The following is a 19,562-nucleotide window of genomic DNA, read 5'->3' on the forward strand; positions in this document are numbered from 1 at the left end:
GCTTTTTTTTCTCAACTAAATCCCCTCCTGAATAATGTTTATATACTTATGAGACTTGTCTTCTAGTAAAGATGACAAGCTACATAATGCCCTGGTTGGTGTTCCTTGAATTCCGGTACTTTCTGTTTGCAGATCTCCGTTGCATGTGGACATCTGGTGTGAAATGTACAGCCACTTGGCGGGTTGGACGGACTGGGAATGTCACCTTGCAAGAGAATCGTTTCCCTTTTGAAATCCGGATCCGGTACCGGTACCGCTGATAGAAGTGCCTGGGTGTATGGATGAAGCGGTTTTTCATAGAGTGTTTCACTATTACTCAGCTCTACCATTTTTCCGAGGTACATCACGCCTACCCGGTCACTTATATGTCTAACTACACCTAAATCATGCGCAATGAAGATATAGGTGAGTCCGAACTCTTTTTGCAAATCCTGCATCAGGTTCAGGACCTGGGATTGAATGGATACGTCAAGAGCTGAAACAGGCTCATCGGCTATGATAAGCTTCGGCTTCGTCATGAGAGCCCTTGCAATCCCGATACGTTGTCTTTGTCCACCGCTGAATTGATGTGGATAACGTTTCGCATGATAGCTGCTCAATCCGACAATATTAAGTAGTTCATGAACCCTCTTTTTTCTTTCCTTTGCTGAACCCATTCCATGGACCTTCAATGGTTCTTCGAGAATCTGTTCAACAGTATGCCTTGGATTTAAGGAAGCAAAAGGATCCTGAAAGACCATTTGCATCTCCCGGCGAATCTTCCTCATTTCTGAGTTTGATAGACTCGTAAGCTCTCGATCTTCGAATGTCACTTTTCCTTCGGATGGATCGATGAGTCTCATAAGCATTCTGCCAGTCGTAGATTTGCCACATCCACTTTCACCTACGATTCCCAGGGTCTCTCCTTTATTCACTGTAAAAGATACCCCGTCTACTGCTTTTACCGAACTGACGGGTCGTCCAAGAATTCCTCCTGTAATTGGAAAGTGTTTCTTAAGATTCTCAACCTTTAGCAACGGTTCCGTCATAAACTCCCTCCTCCACTTCATCGAACAGGAAGCATCGTGTGCAATGTCCTTGTGATGTTTCATATAATTCCGGTGTTTCGACTAAACAGCGATCGAAGGCATATTCACAGCGGGCTGCAAATCGGCATCCTGTCTTAATGGACCCCGGTTTCGGGACATTCCCCTGAATCGAGTGCAGTCGCTGCTGCTTGATTCTCATATCCGGTACGGATTGAATCAGGCCTTTCGTGTAAGGATGCTGAGGGTTTTTAAAGATTTCTTCTACTTTCCCCTCTTCCACCACTTTACCTGAGTACATAACGACCACCCGTTCACATGTTTCAGCAACTACTCCTAAATCATGAGTAATCAAGAGGACCGCTGTATTCAATTCTTTATTTAATCGTTTCATCAATTTTAAAATTTGGGCCTGAATCGTCACATCAAGAGCGGTTGTCGGCTCGTCTGCTATCAACACACGTGGATCACAAACCATGGCCATGGCAATCATGACCCTTTGTCTCATACCGCCTGATAGCTGATGGGGGTATTCCTTGATAAGCTCTTCAGACCTCGGTAAACCGACCATCCTCATAATTTCAATCGCTTTATCCCTTGCTTGTTTCTTTCCAACCTTCGTATGTATTCTTATTGCTTCCGTTAATTGGTCACCTATAGTAAAAACAGGGTTTAAAGATGTCATTGGCTCTTGGAAGATCATCGCTATATCATTGCCCCGGATATCTCTCATTCGCTTTTCAGATGCTTGTGTCAGATCTTCATCTTTATACAGAATCTTTCCACCTACTATTTTCCCCGGTGGTTTCGGTACCAGGCCCATTATGGATAGGGATGTAACACTTTTACCACAACCACTCTCCCCAACGATCCCGAGCACCTCCCCTTCATTTACATGAAAGCTAACTCCATCGACTGCAGGAACTTCTCCGTCATCAGTAAAAAAGGAGGTCCTCAAATCTTCCACTTTTAGTAAAGGACGCGCTTCGCTCATTCAAATCCTCCTCTTGAAACTTTCTCTCTTTTCTTAATAGTCCTTATTTTCTAAATTTTATATGTTTCTTATTATACAAGATGTTACAAATGTTGCAATCTATTTTCAGAATTTTTCTACACAAAACCCATTTACTCTTTCATTCCTAATTCAATTCAATATATGTCCAATTATTCTTTTCATTCCTTCCAGATAAAGTTATTTAGCCCTACTTCTTTCACCGAACACCTGAAATAAGTTTGATATTTTTTTTAGGAAAACAAAAAAAGTCATGACTTTTATCACGTATATCGTGATAAGTCATGACTTTCTTAGTTTATTGATCGAGCTGCTGTACTTGGAAGAGTTTATAGTAATGACCCTGTTTTGCCATCAGCTCTTCATGTGTGCCCATTTCGACAACTTCTCCGTGCTCCATATGAATGATTCTATCAGCATGAGTGATCGTTGATAATCGATGAGCCACTATGAAGGTCGTTCGATCTTTTGCCAGGATTTCAAGAGATTCCTGGATCAGGTGTTCGCTTTCCAGATCAAGGGCTGACGTTGCTTCATCCAGTATGAGAATCGGTGGATTTTTAAGGAACACCCTGGCAATCGCGACACGCTGCTTCTGTCCTCCGGATAGTTTCACACCTCTTTCTCCTACTTTGGTGTCATAGCCTTGAGGTAATTTCATGATGAAATCATGTGCATTTGCCGCCTTGGCAGCTTCTATTACTTCTTCATCCGTTGCATCAGGATTACCGAATTTAATATTCATCTTGACCGATTCACTAAAGAGAATATTATCCTGAAGCACCATTCCGATATTGTCCCGCAAAGACCTTACCTGAAATCTTCTGATGTCTGTTCCATCTAAAAGAATTTCACCAGCTGTGACATCATAAAAACGGGGAATAAGACTGACGAAGGATGATTTTCCTCCACCGCTCATGCCGACCAGAGCGACGGTTTCACCCGTTTTAATATCAAGGTTGAGTTTACGCAGAACGTCTTCCTCTTCAGATTCATAACGAAAGGAAACATTTTTAAAATGAATATCTCCGCGTACATTTTCACAAGGAATCGCCCCTCGCTCATCATCAATATCATACTTCTCATCCATGAACTCAAATACACGGTCCATGGAAGCGATCGATTGAGTCAAGGTTGTAGAAGAATTCACCAGTCGTCTAAGCGGACCATAGAGACGATCGATATATGCGATAAAGGCAGCCATTGTCCCAATGGTCAGATCTCCATTAATAACTTGCAGCCCCGCATATCCGATGATGATTAACGGAGATATATCCGTAATGGTATTCACAACAGCGAACGCTTTCGCATTCCAGCTTGTTTGCTTTAAGGCTTTCGTTAAGAAATTGCTATTTTGATCTTGAAACTGTTTTTGTTCATAGTCTTCTACGGCAAAACTCTTGATGACAGCCATCCCTTGAACTCTCTCGTGCAAATGGCTTTGTACCTCCGCGAGTGCCTGAGAACGGTCTCTAGTCAACCCTCTAAGTCTGCCAAAGAAATAACGGACAGAAAAAGCATAGAAAGGAAATGCTATTAAAGAAACAAGTGTTAATGAAACATCCATCGTAAACATGATGGATAGAGCAATGACAATGGTAGCGGCATCCAGCCAGAGGTTCATCAGACCGGTGATTACGAAATTCTTCGTTTGTTCTACATCATTGATGACCCTGGAAATGACTTCCCCTGCTCTTGTATTCGAGTAATATTTAAAGCTGAGTCGTTGTATATGTGAAAACAAATGGTCCCTTAAGTCATACAAGATCTTGTTTCCCGTCCACTGAGCAAAGTACTGTCGATAATACTCTACAGGTGGTCTTACCAGTAAGAATAGGCCAAGCATGATCCCCATGATCATCAGTAATTGATTTGTCTTTTCTTCCGAAGACAGGCCAGAAGCCCCTACTATATCATCAATGACATACTTGATTAAAATCGGGATTAATAAGGGAATCGTAAATTTAATAATACCTATAATTAATGTACCAATAATTTGCCACCGATAAGGTTTTACAAATTGAAGGTAGCGTTTGATACTATCCAAGTGATTACTCCTTTCTAAGATGTGAGTATTTATTTTGCCCCCAATAAAAAGGGATGACCCTGTATGGAACGCAGCAATGTTCCTCTTCAAGTCCTTTCAGGAAATGAAAAGGGTTGCTCCTTACTGGGTCAGCCCTTTAATGCCTATACAGTTTTCCAGCTGTGTTACCCCCTGTGAGTAAGATAACGCTCGTACCAAATGTCAATAAAGTCAGGAGCAAATGGCCCTTTTCTTTGTCGGATCCAGCGAACAAGCTTGTCGACATTTCGCTTCAGGATGTGGTCGATCACATCCGGGTAACCATACAGCTTGCGATGAGCTTCATACTCATCCTCATCCAGCAATGTATATGTCATATCAGGAAACACTTTAATATCCAAGTCGTAATCAATATACTTGATCGCTTCATGGTCATATACAAATGGTGAGCTTAAATTACAATAATAATAAATACCGTCCTCACGAATCATACAAATAATGTTAAACCATAGCTCTGAATGAAAATAGCATATTGCCGGTTCACGGGTCATCCACGTTCTTCCGTCTGATTCCGTCACCATCGTTCGATCATTTCCACCGATTATCTGATTGCTTGTTCCTTTAAGAACCGTCGTCTCATTCCATATCCGGTGAATGTTGCCATCATGCTTAAAGCTATGTATTTGTACTGATTTTCCTTCAGTGGGAACCGCCATCGTATCCCCTTCTTTCATTTCAAAATTACCCTTATATATACTTATCTATTCTATCATTATAACGTTTCCTCAGAAAATTTAAAACAAAAGGGCTATCCTTAAAAAAAAAAATCCTTTAAGAATCGCCCGGTTTCTTTTCAAAAATGGGATTTATCATTCATATCTTTTTATGTTGTAACGCTGTTTTGTTCCTTTTGATAGGAGCGAATCACTTCATCGGTTTGTTTTTGAAACATGTTTTGAATCTCTTTAAGTTCCATCTTTTTTGAAGCAATCTCTCTCTTTATAGACTCAACCTTCGTCATCTCTTGAAGCTGAAGCAGCTCCTCTTCAAGCTCTTGACAACGTTCGATCTCAGACTGAAGATATAACAACTTATCCATGGTCTCCAACTGCTCTGTTACCAACTCATTAAACCGTTGCTGCATCACTTCCACCACTCCCCTAAACAAGCTCTCCTAAACATTCTCCTTTCACCCTCCAAACCCTTTGACAACTTCTGTCACAATCCCACCAGTTTTGTCGATGGAGGGACGGACCTCCATTTTTCAAAGGATGATGATTGATTGGCGTTGACATGATAGGATTCATGGGAGGTCCGTCCCTTTATATGTAGCGATTTGAGAGGTCCGTCCCTCAAAAACGAAAAAGCACCCAAGTTAATGGGTGCTTTTTCCGTCAAGAACAATTCAATTATTGTTGTTGTTGACCGTATTTACCAGAAGCTTTCGCTTTGTTAGCTTCTGCTTGTTGGTTTTGTTGCTTCACGTGTTGTGCTGCTGTTGTTTCTGAAGCGAACTCAGTACCGTATTGTTGTTGTTGAGCTTGACCAGCTTGAGCGTTTTGTTGTTTCACATGTTGAACGCTTGTACCAGCTTGAGTTTTGTTTGGTTGTTTTGCCATTGTAATCACCTCCACGCTTATTAAGATAACCAAGCGTGGATTTCACTATTCGATATTTTTCAGGAAATACATTCCACTAAACGAGTAGAGAGCGACCGCCATCGACGATGATCGTTTGACCTCTGATCATGGAAGAATCGTCTGAAACGAGGAACATCACTGACTTTACAAGATCATCAATTTCCACCATCCGTCCTGCAGGTGTTTTACTGCGTGCATCTTCCAGGAGCTCTTCACGATTAGGGAAATGCTTGAGTGCATCTGTATCGATCGCACCACCGGAAACTGCATTTACGATTATGTCACGCGGTGCAAGCTCAACTGCAAGATAACGCGTTAATGCTTCAACTGCAGCTTTGGATACTCCCACAGTTGTATAATTGTCTAAATAACGGATGGATCCCAATGAGCTTATGCTTACAATGCGTCCGCCTTTATCCATTAATTTTGCCGCTTCCTGGGCACAGAATAGTAGTGCCTTGCTGTTAATGTTCATCGTCCAATCCCAATGAGATTCCTCAAGTTCCATGACCGGGCGAAGAACCCCGGATGCTGCGTTACTTACCAACACATCCAAGCGGCCGAACTCTTCTTTGATCTGTTCGAACATCGATTTGATTTTATCGACGTCTCCTACATTTGCCCTTACGACAAATGCTTTTCGTCCCAACTTTTCGACCTGTTCAGCCGTTTCGAGTGCACCTTTTTTGCTTCGTGCGTAATTAATGACGATATCGTATCCTTTTTCTGCTAGTTGAATCGCAATTTCCCGCCCAAGTCCGCGGCTGCTCCCTGTGACTAATGCTACTTTTTGACTCATGTTGATCATCCTTTCAATTTCATTTTCCATTCGGTGTAAAGCATAATCAGGCCTTGAACATGCACACTAATAAGAGCACGTCAGTTGAATGGAGGAATGAGTTATGTATGTAGGTAGAGATATGACAGAGCTTTCAATGATTCCTAAAAATGAATGGGAGAAAAGCGAGCTTGCCTTCTTTCATCATTCACTACAACAAATAGTACCCTATTTGAACGCAGAAGGACAATCGATTCACAGAGAAATTGTTGAAGAAATTGAAAACCGAGGCGGATTGAAGCGAGGCGAAGCCGATTATACACATGGCACAAAGGTTAGTTACGATTGAAATGGCAATAGACAAAGAGCAACCTTCCCGGCTGCTCTTTTTTTATTTCTGTAGTATCCCTTCACCTGTCTCCTTCCAGATTTTCTGGTGGGAAACAGGAAAGGCATACTTCTCTAATTCTTCAGTCGTTACGGCAATCAGACCGCTGGCATCAAGAGTAGTACTGTCGATAGAACCAACATATACTTCAATATCCCAAACAATGTGTGAGAATATATGCTGGATTTTCGTGACAACCCCTGCTTTCAATGAGCAATCTACCTTGTATTCTTCCTCCATTTGATCAAGCAATTGCTTTCGTCCGCCGCTTTTACTTCCCACTTCAAAATTAGGGAATTCCCATAAGTTAGCAAGCAGTCCTTTACTCGGGCGTTTGTGGATAACCACTCGATCATCTTCCGTAAACAGAACGGCTGCCGCCATATTCAGCTTACGTGCAGATTTCTTTTTCGATTTAATTGGAAGTTCTGTTTGCACTCCTTCTTCAAATGCCTGACAGTGCTCCCGGACAGGACATAGTAAGCAGGATGGTGATGTCGGTGTGCAAATCAGTGCCCCAAGCTCCATCAATGCTTGATTGAAATACGATGGATTCTCTTCAGAAATCAAATTTCTGACTGCTTGTTCAAATACCTTGCGTGAAGCAGGTTTGGCAATATCCAGCCAGATAGAGAGGATCCTTGAAAATACCCGCATGACATTTCCGTCGACAGCAGGCTCCGGTTTGCTGTAGGCAATACTCAAAATCGCCCCCGCAGTGTATGGTCCCACACCTTTTAATGACGATATTTCTTTCGGTGTATCCGGGACGATTCCTTCATACTTTTCACTCACTTGTTTTACAGCAGATTGAAGGTTTCTGACTCTCGAATAGTAGCCGAGACCTTCCCATGCTTTCAGCACATCTTCTTCGTCTGCTGTAGCAAGAGCATCTATGGTAGGAAATTTCTCGATGAATCGGTTAAAATAAGGTATGACCGTATCCACTCTTGTTTGTTGAAGCATGATTTCTGATACCCACACTTTATATGGATCTTGATCCTTCCTCCATGGAAGATCGCGCTGTTCCCTTGAAAACCATGATAGTAAATCTTTCTGAAATTCCTCACGGTTGATGGTTTGTAAATGTTTCAAAGATTCTTCAGTCAATTTTGTACCTCCAGGATGTTAAATGTTACATTGAATAGGGAATAAATAATTAAGGCTATGTTTTTAAGCCAACAAGGTTTATTTCTTTTAACCCTCCACAAATACATTCGTCCAATAATCCAAATAATAAATGACGACGGGAAGTTCGTAAACGTTTCAAAACATGGAAATGGGATTCTGTTGGCACAATAAACCGTTCGATGTAACGATTAGAGCCGGCATCAGACTTTTCCCATTGGATATTACAGGCGTCGTATTGTGGTAATGTCTCGACGATGTTATTCATAATCTGCTTATATTGAGGTTTGAAGTTTTGTTTTATTTCATATTCTAAGTAAATGTGTAAAGTGTTTTTCATTGAAATAAACTCCTTTTAACCATATCATGTTCAAAAATGAATACAAGTCATAAAGAAAACAAAGAAATGCGAGCCAAGGGAGGACTTTTTTTGGATACAGGCACTCATATCGTCATGGGTTTCGCTCTTGGGGGCTTAGCCACCCTGGATCCCGTTGTTGCTGAAAGTGCAGCCACTTCTCAAAGTGTGCTCGTTGCAGCAGTCATCGGCTCTCAAATACCAGACATTGATACCGTTTTGAAATTACGCAATAATGCCGTTTATATACGTCATCACCGAGGCATCACCCACAGCATTCCAGCTTTATTTCTGTGGCCGCTTTTAATTGTCGCTTGTCTTTATCCTTTTTTCCCGGGGGCAGATTTGCTTCATTTATGGATTTGGACATTTGTGGCCGTATTCCTCCATGTATTTGTCGACATTTTCAACGCCTATGGGACACAAGCCATCAGGCCGATCTCGTCGAAATGGGTCGCTTTAGGGGTCATTAACACGTTTGACCCGATTATTTTCGGGATTCATATTGGAGGATTGATTCTTTGGGGCATCGGATTACCGCCCGGAAAAACCTTTTTGGTCATGTACATTGTGATTTTTGCTTATTATGTATTAAGATTCCAGGTTCAAAAAGCCGTAAAAAATGCTGTTAAGCGAAGAATCCCTAAAGCGGAGAAAATAATCGTTTCTCCGACGATCCGGTTTTTCCAATGGCGACTTGCGATCGTAACCAAGGAGCATTACTATGTCGCCCGGGCATTCAGACGGTCGATTACGATTTTTGATAAATTTGAACGGATACCGATACCAGAGAATTCAGTAATCAATGCCGCTAAAAAAGATAAAAATCTGGCCGCTTTTCTTTCCTTTTCGCCTGTTTTCCGCTGGGAAGTGGATGAATACGAAGATCATTTTGAAGTTCGCTTCATCGATCTTCGCTACAGAAATAACGGACACTATCCATTTGTCGCCCTGGTACAGCTCGACAAAGATCTGACCATCGTCAGCTCCTACACAGGATGGGTCTTCAGCGAAGAAAAACTCCGCTCAAAAGTCGACATCGACATTTTAATCGATTAAAGCAGTGAGGGACGGACCTTTTCAAGGTCCGTCCCTCATCACTTTAATGCACTAAATCATCACCTTCTGTATCGTCGATCAGGTGTTTGTATTTAGGGTTTTGTGCAGCAAATTCGTGGATTTGTTCTCCGTATGTATTTACCCATTGGCGAACGACTTTTTCCGTTACTGCTTTCCCTTTATAATCGTAACCTGCTTTTGCATATGTAGCTTCGAAATCCTCCCATACAAGTTCGATCCAGGTTCTCGCTTTTTCATACGAAAGTTTATTGTTTTTTTCAATTAACAATTGTGTTAATTCGTGGAATGTTGACTCCATTTTGTCTCCTCCTTTTCCATATATTTAGTTCCCGCTTTTATGATAATGTACACCATTTCACCCATACTATTAGTACGTGGTTAAGCTTAGTTGTGAATCTTTGCTTCTTCACGGTATGAGTCAGAAAATTCACCTTTTAGGAGGCACTTTATGCGAAATAAATCGACAGGGTTCCCTAACATGAATAACAATAAATTCGAAGGTGAACCAAGAGCTAAAGCGGAATTTGCATCTAAAAGGGCTAACGGCACCATCAATACCCATCCTCAAGAACGTATGAAAGCTTCTGGAGAAAGAGATCACGACTCACTTTAATGAAGTGAAATTTGTTTAGGGGGTAGTTACGATGGCAAACATGAAAAACAACTTCTACCGAAATAAGTACAGTAGTCCATTTAACAAGGCATTCTACAATCCAAAGCATGCCCATTCCCAAGCTAATGGACAAACCACACAAACTCAAGACTTAATCATTCTAGAGAACCAGACACGCAAGCGTTCCTAGACTGTTTCCGAGGTCCGTCCCCATGACGGACCTCTTCATTATTTCTTTTCCCCTGCTAACAGCGAAATCGGCAGTGCTTCTTCTTTTCCGTCTCCTCCCAGGCGATATCCCCAGGCAAATACCCCGTTTAGATAGTCCACTTTGAAATATGTACCGGGATCCCCTTCTATCGCGTAGATGCCACCTGGCTTGTAGCTATCGGGATCCATTAAATAAGCCTGTGCCATAAGAGCCTTCCGCTCCAAAACGGCGAACTCATTCACAATCCCCAACTGTTCAGCTTTTCTTGCCTTTTCTTTCAACGAAGCAATTTCCTGCTTCAACTCATGCTCCGTCATCTCACTATATCTTCTCTCTTGTTCCATTCTTCATCACCTCTACTAATAGTAGTATAGAGAAAATGATACAATAAGAAAAGCGGAAGCGGCTTGGTCAGCCCCGACAAGCATAAGACGGCCCCTTATTCCAAGACAATCATCTAACCAAATTCACCAGAAAGGATGACACCATCATGAAAACAGCCATCATCACAGGCGGAGGCTCCGGCCTTGGAAAAGAATTAGGAAAACTGCTTAGCCAGCAAGGATATCATATCTTGCTTCTTGGCCGAACGGAAGACCGCTTAAAAGAAGCTGCAACAGAAATTGAAAGCTTAGGCGGACAGGTTTCATTTACCACATTGGATATCCGTTCAACTCATGACATTCAACAATTCGGCAAAAATCATCTACATGATCATACTGTTGAATTACTCATACATAACGCAGGAGTAGGCTATTTCGGTCCCTTCAAGGATTCAGGCGATGAGGAATTAGTAAGCATGTTTGAAACAAATGCACTTGGCCCCATTCGACTTACCAAGGCACTTCTAAATCAACTGGAACAAAATAGCACCATCATTAACATCATTTCAACAGCTGGCCTTAGAGGTAAAATGAACGAATCATTGTATGTAGCGAGCAAGTTTGCCCTCAGAGGATTTGGTGAAAGTTTACAGAAGGAGTACGAGGACTCGAATCTTCGCATCGTGAATGCATATATGGGTGGAATGGATACCCCATTTTGGGAGAACAGTGACCATATCAGTGATCCATCAAGACTTCGCTCTCCTAAAGATGTTGCGGAATTGATTGTGAATGAATACAAAGAAAAAGACGAAATCGTCATTGAATCAAAAAAATAAACCTAAATAGGCAGCCTTCCCTAAAGGAAGACTGCCTTCTCAATTATGGAGCAAACGGGAAGAACATAAAGGCCACCACAAATAATAGAACAGGCACCAAAAATACAGCGAAGGCATCAATAACAACGACAAATGCCATCCACACCCAGCGGATACCGTCTTTTCTTTTGAGAAACTGCTGGATTATCCGGATGTTCACGAGAATGAGGAAAATTGCCACCCCCAAGAGAAAAAATGGCATCACCCATTTCCCCATGGTTTCGGCGTACCCTTGGTTATACCATTCTTGTTTCCCCAGTGTATAGAATCCGGTTTGGACTTTAATGATGATTTCACCAATGATAAATAGTGCTGCCGCCACCACGACAATTCCACCTGTGTAAAGCTTGAATTTTTTTGTCGTACCGATGAGCAGCAGAAGTGTTAAACCAGCAAACAGAAGCGTGAAAATCTCCACACGAACTCCCCCTTGTCATACCCCTATAATTCAATCTATCTTGAAAACATCAAATCATTCTTCATTTTCTTTTAATTCTTCCAAAAGTCTATCGATGTCCTCCATAGAGAAACCTTTTCGATACAAGGTCTGTTTCATTTTCTGGACATACTCGTATCCCTCATACTTTGAACTCAGCTTTCTATGAGCCTTTAACCCTTGGTGATAGACGGCATCCCATTTTTCATCATCATCCCGATCAGATTCTACTGTCTCCCAGACAATTTTCATGACAGAACCCGGATATCCTTTTCGCATCAAATTCTGCTCAATTTTTTGCTTGGCGATCATCTTTGAATCTTTCCGGTATTTTTGAAGAAGTTTTTCGGTGAGACCGACCGCTTTATCGACCTGCTTCTCTTCTGTGAATACAGCAAGAGCCTCTTCGATATAAGGGTCATCCACCCCTTTTCTTCTTAATTCCCCCCGAATCCAGGTCGGCCCCTTATCAGAGGTATTCATGTGAGTCCCGACAAATGCTTGAGCGAATTCTAAATCATTGATGTATTTAATTTCATTTAATTTATGAATCACTTCCTGTATGACGCCATCTTCAGGATCACCTTCTTGTAAATGGTCCCTGATTTCTTTTTCCGTACGCATTCGATAGGCTAAATACTGAATGGCTTTATTGAATGCTTTTTTCACATCGTCTTCGTACTGAAGCTCGGAAATCTCAAGCTCATCGACTTCCAAGCCTTTTCTGAGCTGGAACTTCGCCAATACTGCTTCATCGACACTGAAAGAATATTTTCCATCTATAAATAGATTGTAACGCTCATCGTTCTTTACTTGCTTCGTTATTTTCGTAATCTTACCCATTTTTTCCACCTCATAGTAATCCTAACACATTCAGCATATGTTTTTTATTCTGTAGATAGGTAAAATAATAAGTATATTGGAGGGATGATGATGAAGATCGCTATAACAGGTGGTACGGGTTTTGTCGGTCAGGCTTTGACGGAGGAACTTCTTGAACACCATCACGAAGTAATGATACTTACCCGAAATCCGGATAAATACGACAATCGTTCAGGTGTTACCTATGTAAAATGGCTATCTGACGGTGCGAAACCCGAAGAGGAGCTCGAAGGAATCCAAGCCTTCATTAACCTTGCAGGGGAATCCATCAACAGCGGCCGTTGGACGGATGAGCGTAAGAAACGAATCATCAATAGCCGAATCAACTCAACCCAAGAGGTAATGAATATTATTAAAGCACTGAAAGAAAAACCCGCGTGTCTTATTAGCGCAAGTGCAATCGGCTACTATCCTTCTTCCAAAACGAATACGTATACGGAAGCCTCAACGGAAACGGCGGACAACTTTTTAGGAGAAACCGTTCAAATATGGGAAAAAGAAGCGAGCAAAGCGAATCAGCTGGGCATCCGGGTTTCATATGCACGCTTTGGTATTATTCTCGGGAAAGACGAAGGCGCCCTCCCCCGAATCGCTCTTCCATATAAAATGTTCGTGGGAGGAACGGTTGGATCCGGGGACCAATGGATGTCGTGGGTCCATATAAAAGACATCGCAAGAGCTGTACATTTCATTGCTGAAACAGAATCCATCTCGGGACCGGTAAATGTGACAGCACCTTCTCCCGTTTCCATGAAAGATTTTGGGAAAACCCTCGGGGCCGTGCTTGGCAGGCCACACTGGATCCCTGTCCCATCCCTTGCTTTAAAAGTAGCAATGGGTGAAATGAGCGCATTAGTGCTAGAAGGCCAAAAAGTACTTCCGAGTGTCCTTTCAGAAAACGGTTTTCAATTTGAATACCCTGAATTAAAAAGTGCACTGATTGACATTTATCATTAAATCACAGGTATGCCCCTTTCTTTTCAAGGCAAAAATAGTATTAATCTTGAAAAGAAGGGATGTACATACGAATGGATAATAAGAAAAAGAAAGACAAAAACAAATCGGTTCTATCCAGTGCGCAGGAAGTGACGTATTCACGAGAATTCAAAGCAGCTGATCGTGCAGGCGGCTTCAGTTCCAAACCCCATAGATAGACAATTATTACCTAACTAAAACCCCTTACTTTGAAGAAGAATAAAGGTACAGACTCCTTAGTCTGTACCTTTATTTTTTAACCAACTGAAAAGGGGATGTTCATATTGGGCAGATCACGCGGAAATAGTAAACGAGGAAATAAAAACAGCTTGCCTCAAACACCCGCTCAGCTCAAATCTGACGGTGTTGACGAAGAGTTCTCACGTGAACTTGCCGACCAGGCTGATATGGAAGCACAAGCTCGCGCCAATGCTGCCAACCAGCGTGCACGAGTGAAGAAAAACCAATAGAGCAATCCCGGTAGGTAAAAAAGCTAGGTCAAGAGGAATTCATTAAGAAGCCACCCATGAGAGACCAGCATGGGTGGTTTTAATTATACGTACTATCACACCACGATCGGCTTTTTATGCTGTTTGCCTTTAGGAAGAACCATATGTTTCAGGTATGGTACCACCCAACGGTCAGCTCCCCAACAGAAAGCCCCTCTGCCGGCAAAAAGAAGGATGATGGCAACTGTATAGAGAACGGGATTCGTGCTCACTGTTCCCGCTAATAAGAAGTTTAAGTTCATGAATGCACCTGCGAGTAGTGCCGGTATTGTCATGAATCCGACAATCAAGCCAACTCCCACCAGCACTTCTCCCCAAGGAATCAAGATGTTGAATAAATCTACATTGGGAATAGCGAACCCTTTTAGAAATTCTGCGTACCACCCTTGAACGGCTGGATGATCTCCTGTCGCCTTAGCCAATGCTCCTTGCAAGAAGCCGCTTGCTTCAAAACCATCGTTCACCTTATGCCACCCTGCTTCCAGCCACTGAACGCCCAACCAAATTCTAATCACTGTCCAAACCATGCTCACCTTTTGATTTTCCCACCATCTCATGATGGATCATCTCCTTTTGGATTTATATTGTGAAATATTTCACAATTGTGGTTAAAAAAACAGTTGATCAAGGTTTGTGATGGTTTTGATATGATAGCTGTTTTATTTGTGAAATGTTTCACATGTTCTTTACACTTATAATATACCCCTTCTCCATCCTTATTGCAATAGGCTTTTAAGCAGTTCACAAAGGTGTCAAAAACGGGAAAAAACATTTTATAATTTCATTCACTTCTTTGTGATTTAACTTTTTGGGATGAATTCCTTTCAGCTACTAACTGGTTATTTCTTCAAGATAAATTGTTTTAAATCCCGCTTGTTCTGTGATTCACATCCCTTGGTATCGTTAGAAACTTTTTACTGATATTATTCAATATATTGAATTGTGTATATATTACCATGAAAATCCAGCGGAAAATGAATTTTTTTGATGATAAGGCAGAGAAACTTTCTTCTTCTTTATCCGTATTACATAATAGAACTAGACAGTCCAGTTACGGGGGATGAAACGATGAAATCAGAGAAGAAGCTTTGGAGAATGTGGAAGGTATTATCACTGGCGCTTTCCATCGTGGTGAGAGTCTATTGGTACCGTATCCGCGGTAAGTCCCAATGGGAGAAAGAGAAGCTCTGGGAACGCATTGGAAAAGAGTTTAAAGAAACTTTATTTGAGTTAAATGGCGTTTTGATCAAGGTTGGACAGCTCCTTAGTATACGTGAGGATTTGCTTCCGAGAGGATTTATCAATCAAATACAGGATTTGGTCGATCACGTTCCTCCTTCACCATGGAAGGAGATTGAAAAGGTTCTGGAACGTGAATGGAACAGCTCTGTGACTACCAAGGTACAGGCCATCGACCATGAAGCTGTTGCTTCAGCTTCAATAGGAGAAGTTTACAAAGCGACTCTGTTAGATGGTACCCAAGCGGCTATAAAGGTGCAGCGCCCTGAGATTCCTTCCCTGGTGAAGACGGATTTCCGTTCCCTTTCCATCATTATTTGGTTCGCTCGACGATTCGCTCCAGTTCCCAAAGGGTTCATTGATTTCAAGATGCTTTATCAGGAATTAAAGCAAGTCATCGAACAAGAGCTCGACTTTTCAAAAGAAATGCACACCGCTATTTCGTTCAAACAACGATTCAAGGACCATTCTAACGTGAAGATTCCTGCTATGTATCCTGAACTTTGCACAGATAAAGTATTGGTGATGGAGTGGGTGGATGGCGTTCGATTGAATGACAAAAAAGCATTTGAGTCGTATGGATTGGACGGGCAGAAGCTAGCTCAGGAATTGTTTCGCCTCTTCCTTCCCCAATGGCTCGAGCCGGGAATTTTCCATGCCGACCCACATGCAGGGAATATACTTCTTCAGCCGGATGGTACCTTCGTTCTCCTGGATTACGGAATGATCGGGGAAATTTCCAAGAGAGATTCCACTCACTTTCAAGATCTTCTGGAAGGATTCCTACTAAAGAACTTCCGGAAAGCAGCAGAAGCGCTGGCTCAATTAGGTTTCTTGCTTCCTGATGCAAGTCCGAAAACGATCGAACCCGTGCTGAAGGAATTTGTCACACTCGATATGGAGCAGTTCAAACAGATGGATCTGCTAACCGTGAAGAAAGAAATAAATGATATGGTGAAATCATTACCTGTACAAGTGCCTACCCGTTTCATCTTTTTAGGCCGGTCTTTTGCAACTATAGAAGGACTTGTTCATACATTGAGTCCCGATGAAGAAATCCTCGATGTCGTCAAACCCGCTTTCATGGATTGGGTAAAGGACAGTAACACAAACAAATGGGAGCTCCTTATGAAATGGGTCAGTGCCCAACCACTCTTTCAGACTGTTCAGAAAGTCCGGCAGTTGTTGGATGTACCAGAAAAAGCGCTTGAACAAAAGGACCATCATCAGCAAAATGAGTTTCAGTTCGCAGTATTTGAAAACCAAAAGAAGCAGGCTTTCATCCTTTTGCTCTTCGGTGGCGTTGGTGCCTTCACAGGATTGGGGTTGGATGTGAACCTCATTTGGCAAGGTAGTTTCGTGGTATCTGGATTAAGTCTAGTTGGTTACTTGTTTATCAGCTCCCGACAAAAACGTTGGCTGAAAAGACTTAGGAATGGACAGCTGAATTAATAAAAAAAGGTAACCTTAAATTTAGGTTACCTTTTTTATGGTAAAATATAGAAAGGAGGGATACTATGACAAATCTTAAAAAACCGTTTAATGATGTGACTGACCATATGTCAAAAATCGAAGGAGCCCCCATGAGTAAACCCGAAACTGGGAGTCTGCCATTGGGAATCCGGATCATCGGATACGTGATCATCGGATTCATAGCCCTTACATCTTTATTTGTCATTGTTTTCGGCTTTCTTGATTGAAACCTGGTTAAGATTTAGACATAGAGATCCCATAATGGAATCGGCCGGTACCGTTAACCTGAACCAGTAGAAATTAACTTTTGCTATGCAATTTTGAGCTAAGGAGTAATTTATCAATCATTTTGAAATTATTGGAATTTAACACCATTATCATTAAATGTCCCACTCCGGTTCGGGCTCATACCGAAACTCCTCTAACCTAATCCGATTCTTCCCTATGAAATGAACCCCTTCTGCTTCCAAACATAGCCTTTGGTTCATCGCTTGCTCTTCATCCCCGAATCCAATTTCCCCCTTGCTATTCAAAACCCGGTGCCAGGGAAGTTTATACTTTTCACTCATGGAATGAAGAATCCGTACGACCTGCCTGGCAGCTCTTGGACTGCCTGCAAATGAAGCGATTTGACCGTACGTCATCACTTTTCCAGAAGGGATGCTCTGTATGATTCTCACAACTCGTTCAGTAAAAGGTTTCATGTTAATTCACTTCCCGCATCAGGATGCTCCCCTATCCTTAACTGCTGTCTCGCAAAGTCGCGGTATAAAGCATGGGATGTAAACAATTCCTCATGTGTCCCGACTCCAGTCACCTTTCCTTTTTCTAAAAAGACAATTTGATCGGCATCCACGATGGTGGATAAGCGATGGGCAATCACAAGGGTGGTTCGTCCCTTCATTAAGTTCTTTAGGGCTTCCTGAACGACAATTTCTGATTGACTATCAAGGCTTGAAGTGGCTTCATCCAGCATGAGGATATCAGGGTCCCTCAATAGGGCTCTTGCAATGGCAAGTCGTTGTCGCTGTCCTCCTGAAAGCTTGATTCCTCTTTCTCCTACTTCTGTTTGATAACCGTTAGGGAGTTCCTTAATAAATTCATGGGCATACGCCATTTTTGAAGCGGCAATCATCTTTTCCTCTGATATATCCCCATCGAGCCCGTAAGAGATATTGTCCCCTATCGTGCCTGAATAGATCGGACTCTCCTGGGAGACGTAGCCAAGAAGTTCCCGCCATGATTTTAGCGAGTATGAGCTGATTGTATCTTCTCCCAAGAGAATGGCTCCTTGCTGGGGCTTATAGAACTGCTCTATCAATGAAAAAAGTGTCGTTTTCCCACTTCCACTCGGACCAACGATGGCCGTCACTTTCCCTTTTTCAGCCCTTATCGTCACATCCTTTAACACCTTCTCCCCCTCTTCATACCCAAACGTCACGCCATCAAGGACCAGGGCACGATCTGTTTGAGGGACGGACCTTCCATCCTCAAGGTTTTCTTCCTCTAAATTGAGAATCGATAACACTTTCTCTGTTGCTCCCACAGTTTTCTGGAATTGAGTTACAAACACGATGATCTGGGTGATCGGCATGATAATCTGAAAGAGGTAGATAAAGAAAGCAACAAGCTCCCCGGCCGTCATGGCTCCAGAGGTCACTCGAATACCGCCGAACCCAATGATTAGGACAAGAACGATGATAATTAAAGAAGAAACGACCGGCGACATTAACGCTTGTATGATTCCTTCCTTTAATCCGAGGACATAAAGCTTCTTGATTCCTGTTTGACCTTTTTGAAATTCAATCTCCTCCGCATTGGATGACTTCACCAGACGGATTTCCGAAAGGACTCTCGTTAAGATAGCCGAGAAACTTGCAGTCTCGGTTTGCAATCCCCTTGAGATATCAGCCATCTTTTTGCCAATCGGGATAAGAAATAATAGTGATAGTGGAATGATTGAAAACATCACCAAGGTAAGAGGCCAATCTAAATAAAACAGCACGATGATGGCACCTATTACAGAAATGATCCCTGTAATAAAGCCAGTCAGATGCTCGGTGATCAAGTTTTTGATCACTCCCGTATCACTGGTCATACGGCTGACCGAGTCACCCGTTTCATGCGAATCATAATAAGGAACGGGCAGAACCAGCAATTTTCTCCAAAGCTTCTCTCTCAATGAAGCGATCACGTGCTGCCCGACCCTCGCCAATATGTAAACAGACACTCCTCCCGCAATCGCTTGAACAAAAAAGGCAGCGATCATCCCTATGATGACCCCTTTGCTTAACGAATCTAAACTGAAGTCATCGATCAACTTACTTGTTAATAAAGGTATAGCAAGTCCCGCAATCGTTGTAAGCAGGCTCAAGAATAAAGAAATGCCAAACAGGGTTTTCGGTGGATCGGTTTCCTTTATTAAAGTAATAAGCTGCTTCCACTTACCCTTTTCATGTGTAGACTCCATTGTTCTCTTCCTCTCAAATAGATACTCTTTTCTATTGTAATATGAAGTACAGTACTTAGGAAATAATACCTTCATCAAGTCGGCTTCCTAGAAGATTAGCTCAAATTATATTACACTG

Annotated in this window: 26 protein-coding genes; 10 read left to right on the forward strand and 16 right to left on the reverse strand. The window is 42.2% G+C overall.

Features of this window, described 5'->3' with window-relative positions:
• Window positions 1-62 precede the first annotated feature (62 nt).
• From RSX31_RS18365 to fabL, 7 genes are all read right to left on the reverse strand, one after another.
• A complete protein-coding gene (locus RSX31_RS18365) occupies window positions 63-1,028 on the reverse strand; it encodes an ABC transporter ATP-binding protein (RefSeq protein WP_148968115.1) in 966 nt (321 codons plus the stop codon).
• A complete protein-coding gene (locus tag RSX31_RS18370) occupies window positions 1,003-2,019 on the reverse strand; it encodes an ABC transporter ATP-binding protein (RefSeq protein ID WP_148994324.1) in 1,017 nt (338 codons plus the stop codon). Before RSX31_RS18370 ends, RSX31_RS18365 begins: the two co-directional genes overlap by 26 nt.
• Window positions 2,020-2,335: 316 nt before the next feature.
• On the reverse strand, window positions 2,336-4,084 hold the full coding sequence (locus RSX31_RS18375) for an ABC transporter ATP-binding protein (protein ID WP_148994325.1): 1,749 nt from the start codon (window positions 4,082-4,084) through the stop codon (window positions 2,336-2,338).
• Window positions 4,085-4,248: 164 nt separating this feature from the next.
• Entirely contained in the window at window positions 4,249-4,779 is a 531-nt protein-coding gene (gene ntdP / locus RSX31_RS18380) for a nucleoside tri-diphosphate phosphatase (protein WP_113970149.1), read from the reverse strand.
• A gap of 167 nt (window positions 4,780-4,946) precedes the next feature.
• Complete coding sequence (locus tag RSX31_RS18385) at window positions 4,947-5,207, reverse strand: YgaB family protein (RefSeq protein WP_148968224.1); 261 nt, start codon at window positions 5,205-5,207, stop codon at window positions 4,947-4,949.
• A gap of 265 nt (window positions 5,208-5,472) precedes the next feature.
• Complete coding sequence (locus tag RSX31_RS18390; protein ID WP_113970044.1) at window positions 5,473-5,682, reverse strand: gamma-type small acid-soluble spore protein; 210 nt, start codon at window positions 5,680-5,682, stop codon at window positions 5,473-5,475.
• 76 nt (window positions 5,683-5,758) lie between these two features.
• A complete protein-coding gene (gene fabL / locus RSX31_RS18395) occupies window positions 5,759-6,502 on the reverse strand; it encodes an enoyl-[acyl-carrier-protein] reductase FabL (RefSeq protein ID WP_148994326.1) in 744 nt (247 codons plus the stop codon).
• Between the two features lie 103 nt (window positions 6,503-6,605).
• Here fabL and RSX31_RS18400 point away from each other — a divergent pair, with 103 nt between their 5' ends.
• Window positions 6,606-6,830 (forward strand): hypothetical protein, encoded by a 225-nt coding sequence (locus RSX31_RS18400; protein WP_148968111.1) that lies wholly within the window; start codon window positions 6,606-6,608, stop codon window positions 6,828-6,830.
• 42 nt (window positions 6,831-6,872) lie between these two features.
• Here the strand turns inward: RSX31_RS18400 and mutY are convergent, their stop codons facing one another.
• Both mutY and RSX31_RS18410 read right to left on the reverse strand, forming a co-directional pair.
• The gene (mutY, locus tag RSX31_RS18405; RefSeq protein ID WP_315635611.1) at window positions 6,873-7,979 is read right to left on the reverse strand and encodes an A/G-specific adenine glycosylase; all 1,107 of its coding nucleotides are present in this window, start codon (window positions 7,977-7,979) and stop codon (window positions 6,873-6,875) included.
• A gap of 55 nt (window positions 7,980-8,034) precedes the next feature.
• Complete coding sequence (locus tag RSX31_RS18410) at window positions 8,035-8,337, reverse strand: hypothetical protein (RefSeq protein WP_148968109.1); 303 nt, start codon at window positions 8,335-8,337, stop codon at window positions 8,035-8,037.
• 90 nt (window positions 8,338-8,427) lie between these two features.
• On the opposite strand from RSX31_RS18410, the gene RSX31_RS18415 reads away from it, so the two are divergent.
• Complete coding sequence (locus RSX31_RS18415) at window positions 8,428-9,414, forward strand: metal-dependent hydrolase (RefSeq protein ID WP_148994328.1); 987 nt, start codon at window positions 8,428-8,430, stop codon at window positions 9,412-9,414.
• A 43-nt stretch (window positions 9,415-9,457) separates the two neighbouring features.
• On the opposite strand, the gene RSX31_RS18420 is transcribed toward RSX31_RS18415, so the two are convergent.
• On the reverse strand, window positions 9,458-9,733 hold the full coding sequence (locus RSX31_RS18420; RefSeq protein WP_148994329.1) for a YfhJ family protein: 276 nt from the start codon (window positions 9,731-9,733) through the stop codon (window positions 9,458-9,460).
• A 150-nt stretch (window positions 9,734-9,883) separates the two neighbouring features.
• Here RSX31_RS18420 and RSX31_RS18425 point away from each other — a divergent pair, with 150 nt between their 5' ends.
• Window positions 9,884-10,048, forward strand: coding sequence for a small, acid-soluble spore protein K (locus RSX31_RS18425; RefSeq protein ID WP_148994330.1), 165 nt, complete (start codon window positions 9,884-9,886; stop codon window positions 10,046-10,048).
• A gap of 31 nt (window positions 10,049-10,079) precedes the next feature.
• The gene (locus RSX31_RS18430) at window positions 10,080-10,238 is read left to right on the forward strand and encodes a YpzG family protein (RefSeq protein WP_082051311.1); all 159 of its coding nucleotides are present in this window, start codon (window positions 10,080-10,082) and stop codon (window positions 10,236-10,238) included.
• 38 nt (window positions 10,239-10,276) lie between these two features.
• Here RSX31_RS18430 and RSX31_RS18435 read toward each other — a convergent pair whose 3' ends face one another.
• Entirely contained in the window at window positions 10,277-10,603 is a 327-nt protein-coding gene (locus RSX31_RS18435) for a YfhH family protein (protein ID WP_148968106.1), read from the reverse strand.
• A 146-nt stretch (window positions 10,604-10,749) separates the two neighbouring features.
• Between RSX31_RS18435 and RSX31_RS18440 the strand changes: the two genes are divergently transcribed.
• Entirely contained in the window at window positions 10,750-11,421 is a 672-nt protein-coding gene (locus tag RSX31_RS18440; RefSeq protein ID WP_148994331.1) for an SDR family NAD(P)-dependent oxidoreductase, read from the forward strand.
• Between the two features lie 43 nt (window positions 11,422-11,464).
• On the opposite strand, the gene RSX31_RS18445 is transcribed toward RSX31_RS18440, so the two are convergent.
• Both RSX31_RS18445 and recX read right to left on the reverse strand, forming a co-directional pair.
• Window positions 11,465-11,878 (reverse strand): hypothetical protein, encoded by a 414-nt coding sequence (locus RSX31_RS18445; protein ID WP_148994332.1) that lies wholly within the window; start codon window positions 11,876-11,878, stop codon window positions 11,465-11,467.
• Window positions 11,879-11,932: 54 nt separating this feature from the next.
• Entirely contained in the window at window positions 11,933-12,739 is an 807-nt protein-coding gene (recX, locus tag RSX31_RS18450) for a recombination regulator RecX (RefSeq protein WP_148994333.1), read from the reverse strand.
• A 90-nt stretch (window positions 12,740-12,829) separates the two neighbouring features.
• Between recX and RSX31_RS18455 the strand changes: the two genes are divergently transcribed.
• The 3 genes from RSX31_RS18455 to RSX31_RS18465 all read left to right on the forward strand — a co-directional run bounded on the left by RSX31_RS18455 (window position 12,830) and on the right by RSX31_RS18465 (window position 14,223).
• Complete coding sequence (locus RSX31_RS18455) at window positions 12,830-13,735, forward strand: TIGR01777 family oxidoreductase (protein WP_315635612.1); 906 nt, start codon at window positions 12,830-12,832, stop codon at window positions 13,733-13,735.
• 71 nt (window positions 13,736-13,806) lie between these two features.
• On the forward strand, window positions 13,807-13,932 hold the full coding sequence (locus RSX31_RS18460; protein WP_315635613.1) for a YfhE family protein: 126 nt from the start codon (window positions 13,807-13,809) through the stop codon (window positions 13,930-13,932).
• A gap of 105 nt (window positions 13,933-14,037) precedes the next feature.
• A complete protein-coding gene (locus RSX31_RS18465; RefSeq protein ID WP_044339722.1) occupies window positions 14,038-14,223 on the forward strand; it encodes a YfhD family protein in 186 nt (61 codons plus the stop codon).
• Between the two features lie 95 nt (window positions 14,224-14,318).
• On the opposite strand, the gene RSX31_RS18470 is transcribed toward RSX31_RS18465, so the two are convergent.
• A complete protein-coding gene (locus tag RSX31_RS18470) occupies window positions 14,319-14,819 on the reverse strand; it encodes a DoxX family protein (RefSeq protein WP_315635614.1) in 501 nt (166 codons plus the stop codon).
• Between the two features lie 511 nt (window positions 14,820-15,330).
• On the opposite strand from RSX31_RS18470, the gene RSX31_RS18475 reads away from it, so the two are divergent.
• Both RSX31_RS18475 and RSX31_RS18480 read left to right on the forward strand, forming a co-directional pair.
• Window positions 15,331-16,953 (forward strand): ABC1 kinase family protein, encoded by a 1,623-nt coding sequence (locus tag RSX31_RS18475; protein ID WP_315635615.1) that lies wholly within the window; start codon window positions 15,331-15,333, stop codon window positions 16,951-16,953.
• A gap of 65 nt (window positions 16,954-17,018) precedes the next feature.
• Window positions 17,019-17,201, forward strand: a complete 183-nt coding sequence (locus RSX31_RS18480; RefSeq protein WP_148968099.1) for a hypothetical protein — start codon at window positions 17,019-17,021, stop codon at window positions 17,199-17,201.
• A 153-nt stretch (window positions 17,202-17,354) separates the two neighbouring features.
• Here RSX31_RS18480 and RSX31_RS18485 read toward each other — a convergent pair whose 3' ends face one another.
• Both RSX31_RS18485 and RSX31_RS18490 read right to left on the reverse strand, forming a co-directional pair.
• On the reverse strand, window positions 17,355-17,678 hold the full coding sequence (locus tag RSX31_RS18485; protein WP_148968098.1) for an MGMT family protein: 324 nt from the start codon (window positions 17,676-17,678) through the stop codon (window positions 17,355-17,357).
• Entirely contained in the window at window positions 17,675-19,444 is a 1,770-nt protein-coding gene (locus tag RSX31_RS18490; protein WP_315635616.1) for an ABC transporter ATP-binding protein, read from the reverse strand. Before RSX31_RS18490 ends, RSX31_RS18485 begins: the two co-directional genes overlap by 4 nt.
• Window positions 19,445-19,562 lie beyond the last annotated feature (118 nt).

Source organism: Rossellomorea yichunensis (genome assembly GCF_032337515.1).
In the GTDB taxonomy this organism is placed as follows: domain Bacteria; phylum Bacillota; class Bacilli; order Bacillales; family Bacillaceae_B; genus Rossellomorea; species Rossellomorea yichunensis.

Bases quoted from the DNA above. Each gene is read 5' to 3' on its own strand.
- RSX31_RS18435 (WP_148968106.1), bottom strand. From the start codon at position 10,603: ATGGAACAAGAGAGAAGATATAGTGAGATGACGGAGCATGAGTTGAAG.
- RSX31_RS18490 (WP_315635616.1), bottom strand. From the start codon at position 19,444: ATGGAGTCTACACATGAAAAGGGTAAGTGGAAGCAGCTTATTACTTTA.
- RSX31_RS18410 (WP_148968109.1), bottom strand. From the start codon at position 8,337: ATGAAAAACACTTTACACATTTACTTAGAATATGAAATAAAACAAAAC.
- fabL (WP_148994326.1), bottom strand. From the start codon at position 6,502: ATGAGTCAAAAAGTAGCATTAGTCACAGGGAGCAGCCGCGGACTTGGG.
- RSX31_RS18430 (WP_082051311.1), top strand. From the start codon at position 10,080: ATGGCAAACATGAAAAACAACTTCTACCGAAATAAGTACAGTAGTCCA.
- RSX31_RS18400 (WP_148968111.1), top strand. From the start codon at position 6,606: ATGTATGTAGGTAGAGATATGACAGAGCTTTCAATGATTCCTAAAAAT.
- RSX31_RS18460 (WP_315635613.1), top strand. From the start codon at position 13,807: ATGGATAATAAGAAAAAGAAAGACAAAAACAAATCGGTTCTATCCAGT.
- RSX31_RS18485 (WP_148968098.1), bottom strand. From the start codon at position 17,678: ATGAAACCTTTTACTGAACGAGTTGTGAGAATCATACAGAGCATCCCT.
- recX (WP_148994333.1), bottom strand. From the start codon at position 12,739: ATGGGTAAGATTACGAAAATAACGAAGCAAGTAAAGAACGATGAGCGT.
- RSX31_RS18470 (WP_315635614.1), bottom strand. From the start codon at position 14,819: ATGAGATGGTGGGAAAATCAAAAGGTGAGCATGGTTTGGACAGTGATT.
- RSX31_RS18425 (WP_148994330.1), top strand. From the start codon at position 9,884: ATGCGAAATAAATCGACAGGGTTCCCTAACATGAATAACAATAAATTC.
- RSX31_RS18420 (WP_148994329.1), bottom strand. From the start codon at position 9,733: ATGGAGTCAACATTCCACGAATTAACACAATTGTTAATTGAAAAAAAC.
- RSX31_RS18385 (WP_148968224.1), bottom strand. From the start codon at position 5,207: ATGCAGCAACGGTTTAATGAGTTGGTAACAGAGCAGTTGGAGACCATG.
- RSX31_RS18455 (WP_315635612.1), top strand. From the start codon at position 12,830: ATGAAGATCGCTATAACAGGTGGTACGGGTTTTGTCGGTCAGGCTTTG.
- RSX31_RS18475 (WP_315635615.1), top strand. From the start codon at position 15,331: ATGAAATCAGAGAAGAAGCTTTGGAGAATGTGGAAGGTATTATCACTG.
- RSX31_RS18370 (WP_148994324.1), bottom strand. From the start codon at position 2,019: ATGAGCGAAGCGCGTCCTTTACTAAAAGTGGAAGATTTGAGGACCTCC.
- RSX31_RS18390 (WP_113970044.1), bottom strand. From the start codon at position 5,682: ATGGCAAAACAACCAAACAAAACTCAAGCTGGTACAAGCGTTCAACAT.
- RSX31_RS18365 (WP_148968115.1), bottom strand. From the start codon at position 1,028: ATGACGGAACCGTTGCTAAAGGTTGAGAATCTTAAGAAACACTTTCCA.
- RSX31_RS18480 (WP_148968099.1), top strand. From the start codon at position 17,019: ATGACAAATCTTAAAAAACCGTTTAATGATGTGACTGACCATATGTCA.
- ntdP (WP_113970149.1), bottom strand. From the start codon at position 4,779: ATGGCGGTTCCCACTGAAGGAAAATCAGTACAAATACATAGCTTTAAG.
- RSX31_RS18440 (WP_148994331.1), top strand. From the start codon at position 10,750: ATGAAAACAGCCATCATCACAGGCGGAGGCTCCGGCCTTGGAAAAGAA.